18 protein-coding genes are annotated in these 24,180 nt (G+C 50.8%); 9 read left to right on the top strand and 9 right to left on the bottom strand.

The window, feature by feature from the left end; translation table 11 throughout:
* Window positions 1–77: 77 nt before the first annotated feature.
* The 6 genes from ACYU8Y_RS06170 (at window position 78) to ACYU8Y_RS06145 (ending at window position 9,269) form a co-directional block, all read left to right on the top strand.
* Window positions 78–3,668: a molybdopterin-dependent oxidoreductase gene (locus ACYU8Y_RS06170; RefSeq protein ID WP_460935275.1), complete on the top strand. Its 3,591-nt coding sequence runs from the start codon at window positions 78–80 to the stop codon at window positions 3,666–3,668.
* A gap of 81 nt (window positions 3,669–3,749) precedes the next feature.
* Window positions 3,750–5,210, top strand: coding sequence for a rubredoxin (locus ACYU8Y_RS06165; protein WP_460935550.1), 1,461 nt, complete (start codon window positions 3,750–3,752; stop codon window positions 5,208–5,210).
* Window positions 5,211–5,253: 43 nt separating this feature from the next.
* Window positions 5,254–5,649 carry a hypothetical protein gene (locus ACYU8Y_RS06160; RefSeq protein WP_460935273.1) on the top strand — a complete coding sequence of 132 codons (396 nt, stop codon included), beginning with the start codon at window positions 5,254–5,256 and terminating at the stop codon, window positions 5,647–5,649.
* 73 nt (window positions 5,650–5,722) lie between these two features.
* On the top strand, window positions 5,723–8,584 hold the full coding sequence (locus ACYU8Y_RS06155; RefSeq protein ID WP_460935271.1) for a M16 family metallopeptidase: 2,862 nt from the start codon (window positions 5,723–5,725) through the stop codon (window positions 8,582–8,584).
* A gap of 39 nt (window positions 8,585–8,623) precedes the next feature.
* Window positions 8,624–8,932, top strand: coding sequence for a nucleotidyltransferase family protein (locus ACYU8Y_RS06150; protein WP_460935269.1), 309 nt, complete (start codon window positions 8,624–8,626; stop codon window positions 8,930–8,932).
* Entirely contained in the window at window positions 8,913–9,269 is a 357-nt protein-coding gene (locus tag ACYU8Y_RS06145) for a HepT-like ribonuclease domain-containing protein (RefSeq protein WP_460935267.1), read from the top strand. The genes ACYU8Y_RS06150 and ACYU8Y_RS06145 overlap by 20 nt, the downstream gene beginning before the upstream one ends.
* Before the next feature lie 98 nt (window positions 9,270–9,367).
* Here the strand turns inward: ACYU8Y_RS06145 and ACYU8Y_RS06140 are convergent, their stop codons facing one another.
* From ACYU8Y_RS06140 to ACYU8Y_RS06125, 4 genes are read right to left on the bottom strand one after another with little or no spacing between them, the layout of a single operon-like run.
* On the bottom strand, window positions 9,368–9,832 hold the full coding sequence (locus tag ACYU8Y_RS06140) for a DUF6691 family protein (RefSeq protein WP_460935265.1): 465 nt from the start codon (window positions 9,830–9,832) through the stop codon (window positions 9,368–9,370).
* A gap of 43 nt (window positions 9,833–9,875) precedes the next feature.
* Entirely contained in the window at window positions 9,876–10,451 is a 576-nt protein-coding gene (locus ACYU8Y_RS06135) for a YeeE/YedE family protein (protein ID WP_460935263.1), read from the bottom strand.
* Between the two features lie 10 nt (window positions 10,452–10,461).
* Complete coding sequence (locus ACYU8Y_RS06130; RefSeq protein ID WP_460935261.1) at window positions 10,462–11,865, bottom strand: MBL fold metallo-hydrolase; 1,404 nt, start codon at window positions 11,863–11,865, stop codon at window positions 10,462–10,464.
* A gap of 25 nt (window positions 11,866–11,890) precedes the next feature.
* Window positions 11,891–12,688, bottom strand: a complete 798-nt coding sequence (locus tag ACYU8Y_RS06125) for a sulfite exporter TauE/SafE family protein (RefSeq protein ID WP_460935259.1) — start codon at window positions 12,686–12,688, stop codon at window positions 11,891–11,893.
* On the opposite strand from ACYU8Y_RS06125, the gene ACYU8Y_RS06120 reads away from it, so the two are divergent.
* Window positions 12,682–12,822 (top strand): hypothetical protein, encoded by a 141-nt coding sequence (locus ACYU8Y_RS06120; RefSeq protein ID WP_460935258.1) that lies wholly within the window; start codon window positions 12,682–12,684, stop codon window positions 12,820–12,822. The two genes, ACYU8Y_RS06125 and ACYU8Y_RS06120, sit on opposite strands and share 7 nt — an antisense overlap.
* A gap of 116 nt (window positions 12,823–12,938) precedes the next feature.
* Here the strand turns inward: ACYU8Y_RS06120 and ACYU8Y_RS06115 are convergent, their stop codons facing one another.
* From ACYU8Y_RS06115 to ACYU8Y_RS06100, 4 genes are all read right to left on the bottom strand, one after another.
* Window positions 12,939–13,583, bottom strand: coding sequence for a Crp/Fnr family transcriptional regulator (locus ACYU8Y_RS06115; RefSeq protein ID WP_460935256.1), 645 nt, complete (start codon window positions 13,581–13,583; stop codon window positions 12,939–12,941).
* A gap of 92 nt (window positions 13,584–13,675) precedes the next feature.
* Entirely contained in the window at window positions 13,676–15,178 is a 1,503-nt protein-coding gene (locus tag ACYU8Y_RS06110) for an APC family permease (RefSeq protein ID WP_460935254.1), read from the bottom strand.
* Window positions 15,179–15,344: 166 nt separating this feature from the next.
* Window positions 15,345–18,425 carry a protein translocase subunit SecDF gene (gene secDF / locus ACYU8Y_RS06105; protein ID WP_460935252.1) on the bottom strand — a complete coding sequence of 1,027 codons (3,081 nt, stop codon included), beginning with the start codon at window positions 18,423–18,425 and terminating at the stop codon, window positions 15,345–15,347.
* 142 nt (window positions 18,426–18,567) lie between these two features.
* Window positions 18,568–18,951: a hypothetical protein gene (locus tag ACYU8Y_RS06100; protein WP_460935250.1), complete on the bottom strand. Its 384-nt coding sequence runs from the start codon at window positions 18,949–18,951 to the stop codon at window positions 18,568–18,570.
* A gap of 256 nt (window positions 18,952–19,207) precedes the next feature.
* Here ACYU8Y_RS06100 and ACYU8Y_RS06095 point away from each other — a divergent pair, with 256 nt between their 5' ends.
* The gene (locus tag ACYU8Y_RS06095; protein WP_460935248.1) at window positions 19,208–22,849 is read left to right on the top strand and encodes a T9SS type A sorting domain-containing protein; all 3,642 of its coding nucleotides are present in this window, start codon (window positions 19,208–19,210) and stop codon (window positions 22,847–22,849) included.
* 67 nt (window positions 22,850–22,916) lie between these two features.
* Window positions 22,917–23,750 carry a carboxylating nicotinate-nucleotide diphosphorylase gene (nadC, locus tag ACYU8Y_RS06090; protein WP_460935246.1) on the top strand — a complete coding sequence of 278 codons (834 nt, stop codon included), beginning with the start codon at window positions 22,917–22,919 and terminating at the stop codon, window positions 23,748–23,750.
* 59 nt (window positions 23,751–23,809) lie between these two features.
* Here nadC and ACYU8Y_RS06085 read toward each other — a convergent pair whose 3' ends face one another.
* Complete coding sequence (locus ACYU8Y_RS06085; RefSeq protein WP_460935244.1) at window positions 23,810–24,169, bottom strand: hypothetical protein; 360 nt, start codon at window positions 24,167–24,169, stop codon at window positions 23,810–23,812.
* Window positions 24,170–24,180: the final 11 nt, after the last annotated feature.

Raw genomic sequence — 24,180 nt, 5'->3', positions numbered from 1 at the left:
TGTAGCGTTCAGAATAACTACGTTGAAAGCCAATCTCATTCCGAACGCTACACGATTCGCTCTTAATATAAAGAACAATGACTCATCAAACGACCTGTTGCTATTGTGGTGTTGGCTGTGGAATTGTAGTCAAACAGGAACCGAACGGACGATTGACCGTTGAGGGCGACAAACAGCACCCATCCAATCGGGGTATGCTGTGCTCGAAAGGCATGAATCTGCATTACACCGTCATGGATCAGTCGGATCGGCTGCTGTATCCGCAGATGCGTCTCAACCGCAATATGCCTATGCAACGGGTGAGTTGGGATGCCGCGCTGGAGCGGACAGCTGCGGTATTCAAAACGTTTATTCAGAAATACGGTCCGGACTCAGTTGCGTTTTATGTGTCGGGGCAATGCCTGACGGAAGAATATTACCTGGTCAATAAACTCATCAAAGGCTTTATCGGCTCAAACAACATCGACACCAACTCCCGCCTGTGCATGAGTTCGGCGGTGGTGGGCTACAAACTGTCGCTGGGCGAAGATTCGGTGCCGGTTTGCTACGATGATATCGAAGAAGCCGACGTTTTTCTGGTCGAGGGGGCCAATCCGGCCTGGTGCCACCCTATTTTATGGCGACGGATTGAAGCCCATAAAGCGGCCAATCCAACCGTCAAAATCATTTGTGTCGATCCGCGCCGAACCGATACGGCCCGTTCGTCGGATCTTCATTTGCCCCTTCGGCCCGGTACCGACATTGTGTTGAACAACGCCATCGGTCGATTGCTGATCGAGAATGGTGATATTGACGCTGAGTTTATTGCTAACCATGCCGATGGATTTACCGCCTACAGCGAGCAGGTGATGCAGCGCAGCCTTACTGAAGCCGCCGACATTTGTGGTGTTTCGGCCAATGCCATTCGGCAGGCAGCTGAGTGGATCGGCCGGTCGAAAGGCTTTCTGTCGCTCTGGACGATGGGGCTGAACCAGTCGGTCATCGGGGTAAACAAAAACCTGTCGCTTATCAACCTACACCTGATTACGGGGCGCATTGGCAAGCCCGGCAACGGCCCATTCTCGCTCACGGGTCAGCCTAATGCGATGGGTGGTCGCGAAACGGGTGGTTTGGCCAACGTGCTGCCTGCCCACCGCGAGGTAACGAATGCCGCTCACCGGGCCGAGGTCGAAGCCTTCTGGAATAGCCCGGTTAACATTGCGGCAAAGCCGGGTCTGACGGCCACCGAAATGTTCGATGCGCTGGCTGATGATAAATTGAAGGCCATCTGGATTATCAACACCAATCCGTTGGTTAGTATGCCGGATGTCAATGCTGCCGAGGCCGCTCTGAAAAACGCGCGGTTTGTTGTCGTGCAGGACGTATCGAACCGGGCGGATACGGTGCCGTTTGCCGATGTAGTGCTGCCTGCTGCGGCCTGGCTCGAAAAAGAGGGAACGATGACCAATGCCGAACGCCGGATTGCGCACTTGCCTAAAGTGCTCGACGCACCCGGCGAAGCCTTACCCGATTCGGAAATTATCTGGCGATTTGCGCAGAAAATGGGTTATGATGATGCCTTCTCCTATGCGAATACGTCGGCTGTTTATGACGAGTACGCCCGGCTTACTGAAGGGACCAACGTCGATATAACCGGCGTAAACTATGAGTTGCTCAGGCAAAAGCGCACCATTCAATGGCCTTATCCAAAAGAAGAAAGTAAGGAGCTAAACCGGAAACCGCCTATCCCGGCGGGAAATCGCGAAAACCAGACCGGAACAAAACGGCTCTTTACCAACCATACATTCTACACGCCTAACGGTCGGGCGCAAATCTATGCTGTGCCCGACGAGAATACTTCCGAACCTACCGACGAAGACTTTCCGCTCATCTTAACCACTGGTCGTATCCGCGACCAGTGGCACACCATGACCAAGACCGGGCGTGTGGCCAAGTTGAATCAGCACAGTCCACAGCCCTTCCTGCAAATCCACCCGGCCGATGCGAAAGCACGGGGCATTGAAGAGGGGCAATTGGTTGAGGTTCGGGGTCGCCGGGGAGAAGTTCGGGTAAAGGCGCAACTCACGGAGGATGTTCGTCCTGGTTTGTGTTTCTTACCCATGCACTGGGGAAAGGTAATGGCCGGATCGTCGGAGGGTCGCCACCTGAATCGGGCCAACAACCTGACGAATGCGCTTGTCGATCCCCGCTCTAAAGAACCAGATTTTAAGTTTTCGGCAGTCGAGGTTGTTCCGTATAGCAAGCCCGTCGAAAAAATTATCATTATCGGGGCCGGATCGGCCGGACTAGGCTTTATCAATGCGTATCGAGCCTTGAAGTCAGGCCGTGTTGAGAGTCCTGTAACGCCGGTCGATGACGAGCTTCATGTTTTCTCCAAAGAAATCTACCCGTTCTATAACCGTGTTTTGTTGCCCGATTACATCAGCGGAGCGCAATCGTGGGACCAACTGGTCAAGTTGCGGGAAGACCAGTTTGCCGAAGCCCGCATCGTTGTGCATAAAGGGGTAGGCATTGCCCATATCGACCGGAACGCGAAGGTGGTGATCGACACCAACGGTGTGGAACATACCTACGACAAAATTATACTCGGTACGGGTAGCCGGGCATTTATGCCTAAAGGAATTCCCCGTTTGCCGGGAATCTTCAACATGCGCTCGCGGCTCGATGCGGATTCGCTCCTGCCATTCCTGAATCAGAACGACCCACATGCCGTCATTGTGGGTGGTGGACTGCTGGGGCTTGAACTAGCCGCTTCGTTGCGGCAGATACAGGTACGGGTAACGGTTATTCAGCGGGCCGGCCGGTTTATGGAACGTCAGCTTGACTCGCTAGCCAGCGAACTGCTGTACCTGGAACTCATTGACCGGGGTATCGAAATTTATTTTAACGAAGAGGTGCAGACTTTTATGGGAACCGATACCGTTGATGGAATTCAACTGAAGTCGGGCAAAAAGCTTCATTGTCAGGTAGTGGTGATGGCTATTGGTACGGTTCCCAACATCGAACTCGCCCGCGAAGCCGGTCTCAGCTGCAACCGGGGCGTGGTGGTGAACGATTACCTGCAAACTTCCGACCCCGACATTTTTGCCGCTGGCGAAGTGGCGCAGTGGAATGGCGAGATGTGGGGCATTACCCTTGCCGCCGAGCAACAGGCCGAAACGGCGGCTCGCTTCATCGCCGGTGATATTTCACAGCCTTATAAGGGCAGCCTCGCCATCAGTATTCTAAAAATGGAAGGCTTGCACCTGTGCAGTATGGGACTGACCGAAGTGCCCGTCAATGCTGGGCGCGACTACGAAGAGATCGTCTTTATCGACAAGTCGAAACGGTACTATAAAAAGTGCATCGTTCAGGGAGATAAGCTAGTCGGAGCTATTTTAGTGGGCGACAAGAATGAGTTTGCCGAGTTTCGGGAATTGATTGCCAATGGCACCGAACTATCCGAAAAACGACTTCAACTCCTGCGGGCCAGCAAACAAGTTGATCCGCTGGAAGGCAAGCTGGTCTGTTCCTGCAATACGGTTGGCCAGGGCAACCTGGAGCGGGCTATCCAGGCAGGTTGCACGGATTTTCAGCAGTTATGCCAGAAGACCGGGGCTGGAACCGGCTGTGGCTCATGTCGCCCGGAAGTGCGAAGTATTCTTTTATCCATGAGCGAATTAGTGTAGAGACGCACATTTGCGTCTTAGCTTTCTAGTGTTGCTGCCGCATGCTGAGACGCAAGTATGCGTCTCTACAAAACAAAAACAATGCGCGACTACTACAACGTAAAAATCAACATGCCCGCCGGGATTGTTTCGCCCGGCACGCTGCAAACGATATTGTCGCTGGCTTATGAAGCGAAGGTTCGGCGGGTACGCTTTGGTGCCCGTCAGCAATTACTAATGACGGTGCATTACGAAGACATGCGGTTTCTGGAAAAAGACCTGAAACAGCATCAGATTGCGTACGAGTTGAATACGGAGCAGTACCCCAATATCATTAGCTCCTACTGCGGAGAAAATGTGTTCCGAACGGGGGCCTGGCTGCGGGAAAGCGAATACCATACGGTGCTGGACCAATTTGATTATCAACCACAACTCAAGGTAAACCTGTCTGATTCGAACCAGAGTTTTACACCGTTCTTCACCGGAAATCTCAATTTTATCGCTTCATCCGAACCTCATTTCTGGTATCTGTACGTCCGCCCGAAACAGCACAATGGCCTGTTTCGATGGCCGGAGCTGGTATACACCAACGACATTGGTCGACTGGCCAAGGCGGTTGAAGAGGCTATGCTAAAACAGGAGTATGTGCGCGAAGAAGCTTTGTATAAGCTCGTTACGGGCGGACAGAATTTTATTACCCAACCTGCCCATGAAGAGGTTGAACTGCCTGATTTTTCGCTGCCCTACTACGAAGGATTTAACCGGTACGGGGAGCGTTCGTGGTTGGGGCTTTACCGTCGGGATGAGCAGTTTTCGATTGCTTTTCTACTGGATGTCTGTGCCTTATGCCTCAAAACCCGCATCGGAGAATTGTGTGTTACTCCCTGGAAATCGCTCATTGTCAAAGGCATTGAAGAGAAAGACCGTGCTGCCTGGTCGTATGTATTGGGTAAACACAACATCAACGTGCGCCATGCGGCCAATGAGTTAGCTTGGCAAACCGAAGACCATACCGATGCCGGTACGGAATTGAAGAATTACGTGATCCGGTATTTCGAGAAAAATGACACCCGGACATTCGGCCTTTGTTTTGGTGTCCAGACGCGCGCTAAATCAGAAGTGTTCGGGTCTGTTTTAATTCGAAAACGTCCTTTAATTCGGCTAGGGCAATTGGCCCTGTTCAGCGTGTATGATTTGTATTACACAGAGAATTTTAATCCCAACAGCCGGACTTATCACCTGGCTGAAAAAGGATTGTTGAAAATGCACGTGCCCAACCAGTTAAATCGTTTGTGTCGGAAGTTTAACGCGCGCCGGTCGCAGGAGCGGGTAGAAACGGTTCGGGTAGAAAAAGAAAGAACAGAATCAGCTCTACCCGCAGATACTACAGTTGTCCACCAGTGTCGCCACTGCTTTACGGTCTACGACGCTCACTACGGAGACGCTCGACGCGGCATCTTCGCCGGCATCGCCTTCCGTGATTTGCCAATTGATTATACGTGTTCAACCTGCGACGCGCCGAAATCAGATATGCGTGAAATCGAGACTGCGTTCGTTTCCTGAAGCAGACACGACATGTAAAAACAAAAATCAGTATTATTAGGGTATGAGCAGTCATACCAACGAACTCAAACAGCAAATCGAACACATTCTACGCTGGGAGCAGTCGTCACACTGGCGTCTGCGCGATTTTGAGTCGTTGAGCCAACTGATTTTCCTTCACACAAACCGTCAGGTAGACGCCCACGAGTTGCAGGCATTCTGGGTATCGTCGGCCGTTTCCTCGGCATCGTTTCTGGATACTCTGGCCTGCTATGCCGACTATTCGGATTGGAACGAGTTCTGCTCCCGAAATTTCTATGGTGAAGTCGGCCTCGACGATGAATCGGTGACGCTTCATGCGCCGATGTGGGAAATTCCCATTAAATGGGTCATTTTACTTTGCTGGCTATCCCTGATCGCGTCGGTTCTGGTTGCCATGCTTCTGGTGTGGAAACACTAAACGATTCCCTCTTTCGCAGCGTTATTATTCCATAGTTCCTAGTCAACAACCAAAACCCAATTCAAGCGACCGAATGGTACGTTTTCCTTTATGCCTGAGCCTGTTGCTCAGCGCAACCCTGGTGCTGGCTCAATCTGCACCCAAAGCTAAGTCAGCTGCGACAAAGCCCACCCTCCGGTCCTCGCAGACCACATTTTCCAACCTCAACAGCCCGATCCCACTCGACCCCGACGTTAAAGTTGGGAAACTGCCCAATGGGCTGACCTATTACATCCGTAAAAATGCAGAGCCAAAAAAACGGGCTGAACTGCGGCTGGTCATTCGCGCGGGCTCGGTGCTGGAAAATGACAACCAGCAGGGGCTGGCCCACTTCATGGAGCATATGGAGTTTAATGGCACGAAGAATTTCCCTAAAAATGAACTGGTCAACTTCCTGCAATCGGCAGGGGTGCGTTTCGGGGCCGATCTGAATGCCTACACGGGCTTCGACGAAACGGTCTATCAACTGCCCGTTCCGACGGATTCTGCCCATGTCTTCCGTCAGGCCTTTCAAATCCTCGAAGACTGGGCACACAACGCGACCATAGACCCAATCGAAGTCGATAAAGAACGCGGTGTCATTCTGGAAGAACGGCGGCTAGGGCGCGGGGCCGGTCAGCGGATACGGGATAAGTATTTTCCGGTTCTTCTGAACAACTCGCAGTATGCCAAGCGACTGCCCATCGGAACCGAGCAGGTGTTGACCACGTTCAAGCCCGAAGTGCTGCGGCAATTTTACAAAGATTGGTATCGCCCCGATTTGATGGCCGTTATTGCCGTTGGGGATTTCGATATGAAGCAGGTGGAAGGAATCATCCGCGAAAAATTCGGCCGGATTCCCGCGGTTAAAAGCCCTAGGCCGCGTACCGAATATGACATTCCGGCGCACAAAGACACGAAAGTAGTTATTGTTACGGACCCCGAACAGCCCAATACGGTAGTGCAGGTCATTTACAAGCGGCCCGAAATCAAGGAAAAAACACTGAACGATCTACGGGAGAGCATCAAACGGGGCTTATTCAACACCATGCTTGGCAACCGGATTCAGGAATTGACGCAACGTGCCGATCCGCCATTTTTGGGTGGTTACAGCAATTACAGCGATTTCCTGGGCAACCTCGATGCGTTTACCTCCATTGCCGTGGCAAAAGAAGGAAACGTTGAACGGGCTATCCGGGCGGTGCTCGATGAAAATGCCCGTGTGAAACAGTTTGGCTTTACACCAACGGAGCTGGCTCGTGCCAAGCAGGAGTTTATGACCAGTGTGGAACAGGCCTACAGCGAACGGGACAAAACCCGTTCGGCCAATTACGTGAATGAGTACGTACAGAACTTCACGGATAAAGAACCATACACCAGCATTGAGTTTTATTACAACTTCCTGAAGAAAGAGCAGGATGGTATCAAGCTCGCCGAAGTCAATGCGCTCGTCGATCAGTTTATTCACAACGACAACCGGGCCGTTATCGTTATGGCCCCCGAGAAAGAAAAAGCCAATCTGCCAACGGTGGAGCAGATCATTGGCTACGTTGATGATGCAGGGAAAGGGCTGACGGCTTATGAAGACAAAACGCTTAGTACGCCTTTGTTGGCTACCCAGCCAACTGCTTCGCCGGTGGTAAGCGAAAAGCAGATCAAGGACATCGGCGTGACCGAGTGGACGTTGAAAAATGGTGTTCATGTGGTCGTGAAACCCACTAATTTCAAGAACGATCAGATTCTGTTTTCGGCGAGTAGCCTTGGCGGAACCTCCCTGTATGACCTGAAAGACTTTCAGTCGGCGCGGTTCTCGTCTACGCTGGCGGCAATGGGCGGAACGGGTGCCTACAATCAGATTCAACTGGGCAAGTTTCTGTCGGGCAAACAGGTGAGCGTGTTTCCGTATGTGGGCGAACTGAGCGAAGGCGTCAACGGCAGCGCGGCTCCGAAAGATCTGGAAACCGCGCTTCAATTGCTCTACAGCTACTTTACGCAGCCGCGCAAAGATTCCGACGTGGTGAAAGGTTTCCTGTCAAATCAGCGGAGTGCTTTGCAAAACCGGATCAATACACCAACACCACAGGGCGTATTTCAGGATACGTTATCCGTTACGCTGGGCAACAACAACCCCCGGCGGCAACCGCTCAAACCCGAAGACCTGGACAAAATCGATCTTGACCGAGCGTTGGCAATCTACCAGGAGCGATTCGCGAATGCCGGTGATTTTACGTTCTATTTCGTTGGTAATGTCAACGAAGCTCAGTTAAAGCCGCTGGTCGAAAAATACCTCGGTGGTCTGCCTGCTACGGGTAAATCGGAGAAATTTACGGATCTCGGCATCCGGGCACCCAAAGGGCAGATTAGCAAAACGGTTTATAAAGGCGTTGATCCCAAAGCCGCCGTGCAGCTGATTTACACGGGCGATATTACGTGGTCGCCGGAAACCGCTACCCAACTGGATGCCTTGGCCGAAGTGCTGGAAATCAAGCTGATCGAGAAACTTCGGGAGGAAGAAAGTGGCGTATATGGCGTTGGGGCTACTGCCGCTTATGCCAAGTATCCGGTGCCGCGCTATACTTTCCGCATCAACTTTGGCTGTGCGCCCGAAAATGTTGACAAACTCGTTGCCAAAACGCAGGAATTGATCGATGATCTCAAACAGAAAGGAGCTTTACCCGCCGATATTGCTAAGTTCAAGGCCGAAACCCGTCGTGAAACCGAAGTGCAACTGAAGGACAATCAGTTCTGGCTGGGCTATCTCCAAAATCAGTACTACAACGGCGATGCGCCGGACGAGGTTTTGCACGAAAGTGAGCAGTTGAATAAGGTGACCGTAGAAAGCACAAAAGCCGCAGCCAATCAATACTTTGGTCCGAATCTGATCAAGTTGGTACTGATGCCGGAGAAGAAGCAGTAAGAAATTTAACGATCTTTGTTGGCTACCAGTCAATAGCTTATGGAACTGAACAAACAAGCTATCCTACAATTTATACAGCGTAACCGCCAGCACATCAAGTCGTTCGGTGTAGCTCGAATAGGCCTGTTTGGCTCATTTGTGCGGAACGAGCAACGGGTGGATAGTGATATTGATCTATTGGTTGATTATGAAGCAGGGCAGGCATCGTTTAAAAATTTAATGAACCTAGCTTTCTTTTTTGAAGATTCATTTCACCGGAAAATTGAACTTGTCACCCCTTCGTCGTTGAGTACCCGATTACAACAGTACATAGCTAAGGAAGTGGAATATGTCACGCTCACTGATTGAGTATCTGGAGCATATTGCCGAAGAAACTAATTTTTTAATCAATGTATCTACGGACCTATCGCTGGACAAGTTGTTGTCGGATGAGATACGGAAGCGAGCCATTGTCCGAAGTCTTGAAATAATAGGTGAAGCTGCGAAAAAGGTAGATGATGAAACTCGCCATGCCTATCCCGAAGTTAGCTGGCGGGCCTTTGCCGGTATGCGGGACATTCTTATTCATCAGTACTTCGGTATTAACTATGACATCGTTTGGGAGACATTGCAGAACGAAATTCCTGAACTGGCTTTTCAGATTAAGGAAATTATTGCTGATTTACAGGCCCGAGGTATAGAGTAGACCAAACATCATCCGGTTGATGCTTATGCCGGAGAAGAAGGGATAGAAAGTTGCCAGTTGTCAGAGGAGGTAAACACCTTTGACAACTGGCAACTTTTTTAATGTGGCAACCGATCTCGGATGGCTCCATATACCCACGTGCCGCCAATAGCACTAAGCAAGGTGACAAGCACAACGGAATAACCCGCCCCAATCTGGGCAAAAAGTGGCCCTGGACACGCACCGGTAATGGCCCAGCCAAAGCCAAATAAGAGGCCGCCAACTACCTGACCCTTGTTAAACTGTTTTGGCTGGATAGAAATCGGATCACCCTGTAACGTTTTGATCGATAGTCGTTTAATAAGTTGAACGGACAACATGCCTACGGCTACAGCGGTGCCAATGACCCCATACATGTGGAAGGAGTCCAGCCGAAACATTTCCTGAATGCGAAACCAGGAAATGACTTCTGCTTTCATAAACACAATCCCGAAGAAGATGCCCACCAGGCCAAATCGCCAGTTAGCTGTTCCGGGGGGAGTTTTTGCGGTTTCTGTACCCGCTTTCTGTTCTGTGGAAATCATCGACTTATGGGTTTGTATGAATGATTATAGCGTAGGCATAGATTCAAAAGCCGACCCAGTGCATCAGATGAGGCAAAAAAAGGTGCGTCATCGTGAAGCCGCCAACCATAAAGCTTAGGGTAGCTACCAGCGATGGCCATTGTAGATTCGACAGGCCCATAATGGCATGTCCTGACGTGCAGCCACCCGCGTAGCGTGTGCCAAAGCCGACTAGAAAACCACCGATGACAAAGAATAGAAGCCCTTTGGCGGTAAACAGATTTTGCCAGGTGAAGATATCCGTCGGCATTAATCCGCTTGTAAAGTCGTGAATGCCCAGCTTCTGTAAATCCTGTAGTGTGTCCGGAGCGATGGTCATGGCGACTGGGTTTTTCAACAACGTACCGCCGATAAATCCACCAATCAGAATACCCCCGACAAACCACAGGTTCCAGGCTTCTTTACGCCAGTCGTAGTTAAAAAAACTAATGTTGGCTGGTAGGCAGGCCGCGCAAATGTGCCGTAGGGATGAGGAAATCCCGAAGGCTTTATTCCCCAGAATAAGCAGTGTCGGTACTGTCAGGCCGATCAGTGTACCGGCTACGTACCAGGGCCAGGGTTGTGCGATGAAGTCGAGCATATCAATATAATCAGTGATTAGTAAGTCGTTCACTAACGACTGGTATATCAACTTTACGAATGGCTGCCAGGCCGCCAGCCACATTCACGACGTTATCGAATCCCCGCGCTTTCAGGATAGAATTGGCCACCATCGAGCGGTAACCACCCGCGCAGTGAACGTAAACGGGTTCGGTGCGGCTGATCTCGGCCATGTGGTCGTTGAGGTTGTCAAGAGGTAGGTTTTCGGCCCCTTCAACGTGCTCTCCGGCAAATTCAGCGGGTTTACGCACATCAATAACCGGGATAGCCGGGTTCTGCTGCCAGCGTTTTGCGAACTCCTCTGCCGAAATGGATTCAATGGTATCGACTTCTTTATTCGCCTGTTGCCAGGCTGAAAAACCACCCTCCAGAAAACCAATGCAATGGTCGTAACCAACGCGGGCCAGCCGCAGAACCGTTTCGCTCTCCTGCCCGTCGGGTGCGACGAGCGCAATCGGTTGGGTCAGTTCCGGAATTAAGGCACCTACCCAGGGGGCAAACTGGCCGTTCAGGCCAATATTGATCGAATTGGGAATGAATCCTTTGGCAAAATCAGCGGCTTCTCGTACATCCAGAATCAACGCACTGACCTCGTTAACGGCGGCTTCGAAGGCGATGGGTGAGAGCGCCTGGCTACCCCGCTGCATCACGCGGTCGATGGGTTCGTATCCCTCTTTATTGAGCCGGGCATTCTCGGCGAAATAAGCCGGTGCCGCTGTCAGGCCGTCAAGTACTTTCTCGATAAAATCGGCCTTCGATTTGGCCCGGAGGGCGTAATTAAAGCGTTTTTGGTTGCCAAGCGTATCCGTCGTTTCCTTGCTCATATTCTTTCCGCAGGCTGAGCCAGCGCCGTGGGCTGGGTACACGATCACGTCGTCGGGAAGAGGCATTATTTTGGCCTGGAGACTGTCGTAGAGCATACCGGCCAGGTCATGCTCGGTCAGATCACCTTTGATCGCCAGATCGGGCCGACCGACATCGCCGATAAAGAGGGTATCACCCGTGAAAATTGCCCGTTCCTTTCCCGTCTCGTCGATGAGCAGATAGGTCGTTGATTCGGGTGTGTGGCCGGGCGTGTGTAGCACCTTTATGGTCACGTTGCCCAGCGCAAAGGTTTCGCCATCGGCTGCATGGTAGGCTTCGTAACGGGTCTTGGCAGTAGGGCCGTAAACGATGGTTGCGCCCGTTTTTTTCGCTAAGTCGAGATGACCTGACACAAAATCGGCGTGAAAGTGTGTCTCGAAAACATACTTGATTTTTGCCCCTGCTTTTTCGGTTTTCCGGATGTAGGGTGATGTTTCGCGTAGCGGATCAATGATGGCGGCTTCGCCGTTGCTTTCGATATAATAGGCTCCCTGAGCCAGACAGCCCGTGTAAAGTTGCTCGATGGTCATACGTAATGCGAACAGGATGCCCGCGTTAAATCAATTCTCTCAAAATCATATACATGGCTACGGCCAGCACAAACCAGCCAAATCCTTTTTTGAGTTTATCGGGTGCAATGAACTGAGCCAGATACATGCCGATAAAAATACCAATGATGGATAAACCCGTAAAAGGCAACAGAAAATTCCAGTTCAGGTCGGTGTGGTGAATATCGCCCAAAAAGCCAACGATTGAATTGACGGCAATAATCAGCACGGACGTCGCCACGGCCCGCTGAACGGATAAGCCTGCCAGCAGGACCAGCATGGGAACAATTAGAAAACCGCCCCCTGCGCCGATCGTACCCGTAAGCAAGCCTACGGCCAGTCCGTCGAGTCCCAGACTACTGTACCGTGGCCGTCCATCGGCTGCTTCACCCTGCTCGGGGCGGTCACTGCGAATCATGGCCCGAGCCGCGATGATCATAACGATGGCAAAAAAGTAAAGAATGGCCTGACTCTTTGACAAAATAAATTGCTCAAACTGAAACAGCGGGTCAGGCAGTGCCGGAACCAGAAACCGGCGACTCAGATAGACGGAAACAAACGACGGCAGAGCAAACGCGGCCGTTACCCGCAAATCGACCCGTTTGTTCCAAATATGATTTACCGAGCCGACGATTGAGGTGGCCCCAACAATAAACAGCGAATACGTGGTTGCCAGAACGGCCGGTATATGAAAGACGTAGACGAAAATGGGAACTGTCAGAATAGAACCTCCGCCCCCGGCCAGGCCAATAACCAAACCCACAATAACCGCTGATGCGTACCCAAATAGTTCTGCTGATGTCATGTAATAACGTAACCCTTTCGCCGGTCAATCGCGCTGTCGAACCGCCCTACTGCTTTATAGAAATCGGACGAGGCCTGATGTATGCCGATGTTTATTCTAACGACGCCATCCCCCGGCTGGCCTGGGTAAAATAGCCATCGGTATACTCTTGTGATCTGTAGGCATGTCGTTGCTTTGTTTATTGATTAACTCAACGAAGGTAATGCTGCCAGATGAATCGGTCTGTGATAACAGTCACATAGATCACTCGCTAGTGTGGCTGCTGGCTAGGCAGACTGATTTTGTTACGGGCTACCGTTACCCATCCCCGCCGTTCCAGTTGTTTCAGCAGGCGGGAAATAACTTCCCGAGACGTATGCAGATCGCGGGCAATGGTTTCGTGCGTAACGTATAGATGTCGACCGCCAGCAAGGGTTGCTTTCTGATTCAGGTAAGCCAGAAGGCGCTCATCCAGTTGCCGAAAGGCAACCCAATCGAGCGTTTGAAGCAGGTTATCAAACCGCTTCTGGTATGTCTGAAAGACAAATTTTCGCCAGCTTGCATAACGCCCCAGCCAGCTTTCGGCTTGCGCAACAGGAATCATCAGGATTTTCGCCTTCTCTTCTACAACGGCCAGAATAGGGCTACCGTCACCCGATAGCAAACTGCTCATTGATAACGCGCACGAATCGGCTGGATTCAGGTAGTATAACAGCAGCTCGCCCGAGTTCTCATCGGGACGAATGATCTTAACACTTCCATCCAGAACAATCGGTACGTACTGCATGGGCTGACCCGGTTCTATAAGCACCGTTCCCGCATCGACTGTTCGGAATTGCGCCACCAGATCAAGTTCTGCCAGTAGGTCCGGTTCAAATGGGTAAACGGAACGAACGGTAAGAGAAACAGCAGGCATAGCTTACTGGTTAGATTGCTTTGTAAACATAAAATGGCCCCTAACAAGTTGCCAGGGGCCATTTTTATAAAAATGGATAGAGCGGTAACCGTCTATTCACCAGGATTATTCAAATGGCTGTGTTTGCGGCTGTAGGTAAAATAGACGATAAGTCCAATTACGCACCAGATCACGAACGAAATCTTGGTATCGGTCCGTAGGTTATACATTAAGTATAGATTGGCCAGAATACCAAGCGTAGCAATAACGGGTAGCAAGGGTGTTCGATAGGGGCGCTCCAGATGGGGTTCACGGACCCGTAACAACCAAACGGCACCGCAGATCATGGCAAAGGCCAGCAACGTTCCGGAACTGGTCAATTCGGATACTTTGTCGATGGGCGTTAAAGCGGCTACAATCGACACGATAATACCAACTAAAATTGTGCTCTTCCAGGGTGTTTTAAACTTGGGGTGAATAGACGCAAACAAGCCCGGTGGAATCAGGCCATCTTTCGCCATACCCAGGAAGACCCGTGTCTGGCCAAGCATCATCACGAGCATAACGGATGTTAATCCACCCAAAGCAGCAATAGTGATGATATAAACAGCCCATGTTAAGCCCTTATCGGCGAATGCCTGCGCAACAGGGGCTTTCAGATCGAGGTCTTTAAACGGCACCATGCCCGTCAGAACCAGCGAAACCAGAATGTAGAGTACGGTACAAATGATAAGCGAGGCAATAATGGCGAAGGGTACGTCCTTCTTCGGGTTGATGGCTTCACCCGCCTGGGTCGAAACCGCATCAAAGCCGATGTAAGCAAAGAAGACTATGCTGGCGGCTGTGACAATACCATTGAAGCCATAATGCTGCTGGCCTGTTTTATCAATAACAGGTTCGGGCAGGAAGGGATGCCAGTTAGCCGTGTCCACATAAAAGGCACCGGCGATAATCACGAAAATAACCACGGCTACCTTAACGATCACGATGATGTTGTTGGTGCTGGCGGCCTCCTTAATCCCGCGGACCAAAATGTAGGTTACAACAAGGACAATCAGGAACGCGGGCAGGTTGAAGGCAAACGAAAAGTCTGGAACAGCCACACCTGTCGCTCGCAGGGCTTCTGCTTTTTCCTGAGCCGTAACGGGGTCGTTCATCAACCAGATTGGTGGTTCGATATGAAACAAGTGAAGCAGTTTTTCAAAGTAACCCGACCAGCTCACCGCCACCGTTGTGGCGCCCATCATGTATTCGAGAATGAGGTTCCAGCCAATGAGCCAGGCAAAAATCTCACCAACGGTTCCGTAAGAGTAGGCGTATGCCGATCCTTCAACAGGAAGAATGGAAGCAAACTCAGCGTAGCAAAGTGCCGCAAATGTACAAGCAACCCCAGCCAGTACAAATGATAAGGCCAGCGCCGGGCCAGCCCAGTCGTGCGCAGCAATACCCGTCAATACAAAAATACCGCCACCGATAACGGCGCCAATGCCGAGCGATGTTAATCCCCAGCGAGTTAGCACCCGTTTAAGTTCACTCTTTTTCATGTCGGCTTCATAAGCCGCCAGGGGCTTCTTACGCCAGATACTTGTATCAACAGTTTTTAATTTGGTCTCCATGCAGGAAGAGTTAGAGTTTGGTGAAAGTGCCGATTAGGAAAATAATTACGAGGATTTAGGCGAAATATACGAAATATAATGAGCGAAAGAATGAAAGAGTGGAAGAGCGAAGAAAACGGTTTACTGGTTTTCGCACTTTCACTCTTTCATTCTTTCGCACTTCCACTTACGACTGCGAAGGCCGGATCAGCGGTTTTTTGTCTTTCTTTTCCTTCTTTGCCGTGAACTCTTCGGGCGTAGCGGGTGCTGCGCTGGTAAAGTCAGCCGGAATCGCATCGAAGCCGGTTTTCTTGTCGGCTGCGATAACGGTTGGCGTAATGGTTTCCTTATCCTGATCGCGGCTCAAGGCGTCGACCACAATCGGCGTCGCTACGAACAGTGACGAATACGTACCCACAATAACCCCGATCAGCATAGCGAATGAGAAACCACGAATCGTTTCACCGCCGAAAATGAACAGGACCAGGAGCACCAGAATCGTCGAGAAACCCGTTACGGCCGTGCGGCTGAGTGTACTGTTCAGAGCGTTGTTAATGATCGTCGCGATGGATTCTTTCTTGCCTTTGTTTTCGGCCAGGTATTCACGAACCCGGTCGAATACAACCACCGTATCGTTCATGGAGTAACCCATGATCGTTAGCAAGGCGCCCACAAAAGCCTGGTCTACGTCCAGCGAGAAGGGCAGAATTCCGTTGAATATTGAGAAGATAGCCAGGATGATCAGGACATCGTGGAACATAGCCACGACTGCGCCATAGCCAAAGGCCAGCTTTTTGAAGCGGATGAGGATGTAAACAAATACGACACCTACCGCCAGCAGAATAGACCATAACGCCGATGTCAGCAAGTCATAAGCGATCGTTGGCCCTACTTTTTGCGAACTTTCGATCTTTGCCGGATTTCCTTTAATGGTGCTTAGGCCTTGATAAACCGTTGCTTCGGCCTTTTTGTCGGCTCCCTGCGAATTGTCATCGACCAGATAAGGCGTCGTTACTTTCACCTGGTTCGACCCAATACCAGTACCGCCATAGGTTTTCACCTCCGGCGATCCGCCTAAGACGGGCTCCAGTGCATCACGAACATCGTCTGTACTGACGGCTTTTTCAAAGCGGATGACATACGAACGCCCCCCTTTGAAATCAACACCCAGGCCAAAGCCTCTGAAAATAGCCGAGATAATACCTAAACCGATAATTACCGACGAGACGGTGTAGTACAGTTTCCGGCGTGATACGAAATCAAAATCAGAATCCTTGAAAAGGTTTTTTGCCCATGAGGAGGTAAACGACAGCGTTTTACCGTTCCGGATGTAGTATTCCAGCATCAGGCGGGTGATAAAGATAGCCGCAAACAACGATGTCAGAATACCAATGATCAGGGTCGTTGCAAAGCCCAGAATCAGACCTGTTCCGAAGATAAACAAAACGACACCCGTCAGGAAGGTTGTCACGTTTGAGTCGATAATCGACGAAAGCGCATTTTTGAAACCATCCGCAACGGATTGCTTGAAGGTTTTGCCCAGGGCCATCTCTTCTTTAATCCGCTCAAAAATCAAGACGTTCGCATCCACGGCCATACCGATGGATAAAACGATACCGGCAATACCCGGCATGGTAAGCACCGCCCCCAGCGAGGCCATAACGCCCATCAGGAAGAACAGGTTGACAATCAGGGCAATGTCGGCAATAAGACCCGCCCGGTTGTAGTAGAATACCACAAAGGCCAGCACAAGCAGAATACCGATAATCGACGACAGGACACCGGCGCTAACCGCTTCCGAACCCAGGGTAGCGCCCACGATGTTTTCTTCAACGATGTTCGTTGGCGCTGGTAATTTACCCGCTTTCAAGACGTTGGCCATGTCTTTGGTCTCTTCAACGGTGAAGTTACCCGAGATGCTCGACCGGCCGTTAGGGATTTCATTCTGTACGTTTGGTGCCGTATAAACCAGGTTATCCAGCAGAATAGCTACCGGCCGACCCACGTTGGCTGCCGTCAGGTTCTTCCATTTACGGGCACCTTCGGGGTTCATATTCATCGTCACTTCAGGGCGACCCCGATCGTCATAGTCATTGGACGCTTCGGTAATTACGTCACCTTCGAGCGGAGCGCGGCCACCTGGCTTCTTCAGGAAATAGATCGACAGAATTTCCCGGCCATCGGTTGCTTTGAATGTCTTACGATCCCAGGCGAAAAAAGCATCGGCAGGAAACAAACTTTTTACTTCAGGAGCATTCAAAACGGCGTTTGCCCGGGCAGTATCTTTCAGATAAACACCCAATTGGTCCTGACCAACGGGCAGGAATAATTGCGTTAATGCCGTACCCTGCGCAGCTGCTGCGCTTGTGTCATTTTTAGCCGTCGAATCTTTCTTGGAACCCTGGGCCAGTTGCGACTCCAGGCTGGATGTTCCTTTAGCGGCCGTTCCGGCTGCTGGCGCGGTTGTTTTCAGGGCTGCCTTACGGGCGGCTTCCTGGCTGAGCAGGTACGCACCCATACCTTCCAGGGCGGGGGCTAGTTCGCTCAAGCGATATACTTCGGTAAATTCGAGCTTGGCTGCACCGGTCAACAGGCGACGGATACGTTCGGGGTTATCAACACCCGGCAGTTCGATCTGGATACGGCCCGAACCGGGTAACCGTTGGATGTTTGGGTTTGCAACCCCAAATTTATCGACACGCGCCTGAATGATCTGGAACGCCCGCGTCGTTGCACCGTTTACTTCGTCGTTCAGCAACTTCCGAACTTCCGTATCGGTCGACTGATAGTTGATTTTTCCCCGGTTTGCGCTGGTTGCAAATACGGTTGCCAGTTTGGTGTCCGGCGAAATCTTGCTGAATGCGTTGGCGAACAGATCGACAAAGCTGGTATTGCTCGATTTCTGATCATCAATGGCCTGTTTCAGTGCCTGATTGAATTTTGGATCGCGGTTGTTTCCTGACAGGCTGCGCAGAATATCGGCGGGTGAAATTTCGAGTACCACGTGCATACCGCCCTGCAGGTCAAGGCCAAGACCGAGTTCACGCTCGGTAACTTCCTGAAGTGTACTGCCCAGATACACGGGCTCTTTCCAGAGCGAATCCAGATAATGTTGTTTTTTAGCGCGGTCAACAACGCCCTGTTTGTTGGTTGCATAAGCCTCGGCGTCGGATTTGATGCTCCGCGAGACGAAGGTAAATGACAGGAAATAAATGCAGATGGCTGCAAGAACACCTGTCAGAATGAGAATTCCGGTTCTGTTTTGCATTGGGATACACAGGCAGCTGCCCGTGAGTTGGCTATAAAATACTAAGGTGATTAAGTAGGGAGTCAGCTTTTGGTGGGCATTGACTCAGAAAAAGAAACGGTTGAGGCCAGTAGGGAACGCTGAGTTGGCCTGTACGTATATACTAGGGCGCATTGGTGGCAATGTGGTGCCCAAATACGTGCCTGAAATAAGAAAAATAGTAATGCGGTAAGGTGAAGAAGCGTAGTAGAGGAACGCTCAACAATAACAAAATCAGTAGCGTTGGTGCTGGAAGCAGGAAAGCGCTCTGCCCCGATTCGCCCAGTTGAATAGCGGGAGTAACAACGGCTTCAAACTGAGCGGTAGTTAGCTTCGCAGAGGCAGGCGCATCGGTTGCTTTACCCGACTTGGCCTGTTCTGCAACGGCTTTGTGCGCTAGGGCTGCTTTCGCCTGTGTTACATTGCCATGTCCCCAGGCAGCTGTAAACAGCAGCAGGGTGGCCAGTACAAGACTGGAAAGGCGGTGTATGACACGGTGTTGCTTCATATATTTCCTTAGCGGATGACAAATTTCGTTCCAATTCCGGAAGAATGCAAGAGCCTGTAACAGGTTTTCAGCGCCTTTGTTCAGAAACTTTCGTTATTGCATAATAGCTAGCTGGGAACATCGTAAAACTTGGCCTGCCTATTGCTTATATAGTTTCAACAGTCAGAGTATCAGGTTATTTTAATTTACGCGGATATGTACAAAACATATTTTGTGTAAATAGTTTATATATGTATCGCGCCTAAAAATAACTTATATGGTAAAAGGACTACTCACTTTCTTCTGCGTTTTGTGCACCCTGTTGAGCAAGGGACAAACCGGATCGGCTCCCACCCGACTTACGGTTGTATCGGTCACCGCCAGTGAAAACACCGGTCAGGACTATTCTCCCTGGTTAAGCGATGACCTTGGTAAGCCGGTGCAAAGTGTCTGGGGAACAAATGCTAAATGGGTACAGGTAACCCTCAAGCTGGAGAAAAAATGTTTGTTAGCTAATCTGTCCCTATACGACGCCGATGGGTCTTTTACGGACAAACCGGCTTTGCTTTACGCCATGAACGGCAGCCAGCGTGTTCTGATCGGGTCTTTTGACGGATCAGCCTATAACAGTTGGGTAACGCTGACGCCCTTTCAGCCGATCGTTGCCGATGCCATCATGATTTATAAGTATGGCAATAATATACCGCAGAAAATCAAAGCCTTTGGCCAGCCCATAACGGCCGCAACGGCGATACCACGCCCGCTCGATCTGTTGACCCTTGCCTCCGCGAAAGACAATCCGGTAACCGGCGAGGATTATTCGGCATATCTGAATGACAACATAGCCAGTCTTGTTCCTACCTATTGGGAGCCCGCTAATTTTCAATGGACTGATGTTACGATCAAGTTCAGTAAGAAAAGCCTGCTGACAAAGCTGGATCTGTACGATTTTGAAGGCACGTTTGAATCGGCTCCGGCTCAGATCTACGCGGTAAATGGAAAAGAAAAAACACTGATCGGTACGTTCACGGGTGACAGTTATATGGTGTTCAAGCCGTACACGTTGACCGAGCCGCTGGTTGCCGATGGTATTGTTATCCATAAATACTGCAACAACATACCGGTCAAAATAAGGGCCTATGGAAAAGTACTGCCCGCCGATCCGCTCGACGCAATCTTATATGCCCAGGAACGAGTGAAAATAACGAGTGTCGTATCGAGTTTGCCCACCACACAGAGTTACACTCCCTATCTGAATGATGATATGAGCAGTCTGGTGCAAACCAGCTGGAACAGTGCCGACTGTGTATGGATGGATCTTACCCTCAAACTGGAAGCGAAAAGTACACTGACCAAACTGGAACTGTACGACGGCGAGAACGAATTTTCGGGCACACCAGCCGTGATTTACGCCCTTAACGGAATGCAGAAAACGTTACTCGGTACGTTTACAGGACCTTCGTTCGCCGTCTGGCAGGAACTGTCATTTCCGTCGGTGGTGGCCGATGCCATCCTGATTCATAAATATTGCAATGCCCTACCGCTCAAAGTTCGGGTGTATGGCCACCCGCTGGACGGTTCGGTAACGACAACGCCGGTCAGTACCACCACGACCCCGCCCGTTACGACCACGTCGCCCGCGACATCAACAACTGCAGCCGTTTCATTAGGAAGTAAAATTCCGATTGATGCCAGCCGATGGTATCAGCTTAATAACGTCAGCAGTGGGCTGGGACCTCTGTTCGATGGGAAAGTTACGGATGATATACAAACTGGATGGGGTAAAGTGCTGAGTAATTACGATGCCTATTATCCATTGCAAACCGGCGAGTCGATGGCTATCAAAGCCATAAAGTTTTACGATGGCAATGGAAGCAATGCCACCGCTCCTATGCGGTTGTCCATTATTACCCGTGACTGGCGACGCATTGAACTGGCTCAGTTTCAGGGACTGGAGTACAATGCCTGGGTAGGGCCTTATCCAACCCGCTCGACCACGGGCGATACGAAGTTTCTGCTGGATAGTATCGTGACGGGCGCACGGTATCTGGTTATTAACACCACCGATTTCTGGCCCCGTGAGATCGAGCTTTATGGAACGTATCAGGCGGGTAGCACAACGGCGGGAGCCGCGCCCAGGAAGAGTCCGGTGTTCAAGAATTTGCTCGGCATAAATGGGTTCGAATGGGATTTTTATCAGTCGGGCGTGCCGGGTATTTCAGCCCCCAAAATGAAAGCTATTCAGTCGTTCGGCGTTATCCGGCACTATATGGACTGGGAGAAGCTGGAACTGACCGAGGGCAATTATACCTTCAACCCAACCCATGCCGGTGGCTGGAATTACGATCTCATGTACGAACGCTGCAAAGCAGATGGCATCGAAGTAATGGCCTGCCTGAAAGACATGGCACCCTGGATGAAGGCAACCTACCCCGCCGACCAGCAGGAGAATGATAATGTGCCGGTGCGTTACGGGAAAGATTTTTCTAACCCAGCATCCTACATTGAGCAGGCGAAAGTAGCGTTCCAGTACGCTGCCCGCTACGGGAAAAACACCGCCGTAAATCCGGCCCTGGTTAACGTAAACACCGCTATTCGCTGGACATCTGACCCGCCAAACGTTGTGAAAATTGGCCTTGGGTTAATTAATTACATTGAGTGCGATAACGAGCGCGACAAGTGGTGGCGCGGTCGGAAAGCTTACCAGACGGGTCGGGAGTATGCGGCCAATATGTCGGCGTTTTACGATGGACATAAAAATACCATGGGGGCGGGCGTTGGTGTGAAAAATGCCGACCCAAGCATGACGGTGGTCATGGGCGGTCTATGCTCAATTGCCAACGGTACCGATTACATTCGGGGTATGATCGACTGGTGCAAAGAATTTCGGGGCTACAAATCGGATGGGCGCGTCGATCTGTGCTGGGACGTTATCAATTATCACCTTTACCCTGATAACTCCAGCTCCATGCAAAATGGTAGCGGTGCCTCGGCACGGGGAGCCGCCCCCGAATTATCGGTTGCCGCTCAGGTGGTCCGCAATGTATTGAAACTGGCACACGAAGCCTGTTATGACATGCCAGTTTACGTATCCGAGACGGGTTACGATCTGAACCAGGGCAGCCCGCTCCGCGCTATTCCCATCGGTTCCAAATCGGTTTTGAGTACGCAGGCCGACTGGAATTTGCGAACGGCCCTGTTGTATGGTCGGGAAGGTGTAGACCGAATTGACTTCTATCAAACCTACGATCTGAATCTGGATTGCCCAACTCAGTTTTGCTCCATGGGCTTTATGAACGCCGATTTCACCCGTAAACCGACCGCCGATTATTTTTATCAGGCCAAAAAGCTCATTGGCGATTATGTGTTCAAGGAAACCATCCGTACAAACCCGAATGTGGACCGGTACGAACGAAATGGCCAGTCAGCTTATGCTCTCTGGATTCCCGACGAAGTTGGCCGGACAGCCCAATATTCCCTGAACTTGGGAGCGGGTTCAATCGCCCGGATATACACACCTCAGGCGGGGCGTGATACGATGGCTCTGCAGATACGCCCAACAATAAACGGCCAGGTTACCCTGACCTTGACGGAGACGCCCCAATTTGTTATCGCAGCTTCGGGTGCCAACCGGCTGTCGGCCGATTTACCGGAAAACAACGACGAATCACTGCGGGTTTACCCAAATCCGTCAGTAGAGAAAGTCGCGATTCAACTTAACAATGCGTATCTGGGTGATATCGAGGTTAGTGTGATCGATGTTAACCTGGGTATTACCCGGCAGCAAACTACTCTGCAAAAGAGTGCCCGTTCGTTTGCGGGCAGCATCGATTTAACAACCCTCCCATATGGCGTTTATCTTCTGGATATAAAACAGGGTAATGAACGAACCGTGCGACGAATTTTGAAAGTACGTTAATCGCTTTTCCGCCAACTGACCCGCCGTTGATGTTCTGTAGAAACGAATAATCTGCTACCTTGCAGACATGAATTTACATGAATTTATCCAACTGGCGCTGGCCGAAGATGTCGGTGACGGTGATCATACATCCTTATCCACCATCCCGGACGATGCGCAGAAACGGGCCCGGTTATTGGTTAAAGAAGCCGGGATTCTGGCGGGCGTCGAAGTTGCGCAGGCGATTTTTTCGGAAGTCGATCCGACCTTTGTTGTGGACGTACTTATGCCCGATGGAGCGTCTATCAAACCCGGTGACATTGTGCTGACCGTTAGTGGAAACGCCCGTAATATTCTGACTGCTGAGCGGTTGGTGCTGAACTGCATGCAACGGATGAGCGGGATTGCAACGCATACCCGAGAACTGGTTAACATGCTGGAAGGCACACGGGCAAAATTGCTGGATACTCGTAAAACCACACCCAATTTTCGTATTTGCGAGAAAATGGCCACAAAGATTGGGGGTGCCGTAAACCACCGATTCGGTCTGTACGACCAGATTCTGATCAAAGACAACCATGTCGATTATGCCGGAGGCATTGAAGCGGCCATCACCAAGGCGGTCGCTTATCTGAAAGAAACAGGGCGTCAGTTAAGAATCGAAATAGAAACCCGTAACCGGGCCGAAGTGGAAGAAGTGCTTCGGATAGGGCAGGTAGACATTGTTTTACTGGACAACTTCTCGCCCGACGGTATCCGCGACATGGTGCGACTCATCAATGGCCGCTTCGTGACCGAAGCTTCGGGTGGCATTGACGAAACCAACTTACGGGCTTATGCTGAAACGGGTGTCGATTATATATCTTCCGGTGCCTTAACACACCAGGTAAAGAGTCTGGATTTGAGTTTGAAAGCGTATTAGGTAAGCGTCTGATTGTGTGCCAGACCAGGTTCAAAACTGGTCTGGCTTTTTTATGGACATCATTTCTCTGGGTTCTCGTCGATGCCTAACCTCGGAAGCGCCGGGTTCAGCACACGCGGCACAACTTTGATTCGAAAAACGCGTGCGCCGGCAATATTGAAATCGCAACTATAAAAATCCCGTTGCTTTACGCCCCGATACACCGCCGTGTAATTTACCTTGGGTGGCCAGTTATTCAGGGCGAGTTCGGCCGTAATGGCGTCTACTGCTTTACGAAGATTTGAAAAGAATATGACGGTTGGCTCACGCTGACGCAACGCCGACAAAGAGCCCACATGCTGAATCGTAACTTCGTAAATTATACGACCACTCAACTTAAGAACAGCGTGTTTTGGCGTGTTATCAGATAAATCATTCATACGTACTAATA

Source organism: Spirosoma humi, from assembly GCF_054776575.1.
This window is presented reverse-complemented; position numbering and strand designations above follow the sequence as displayed.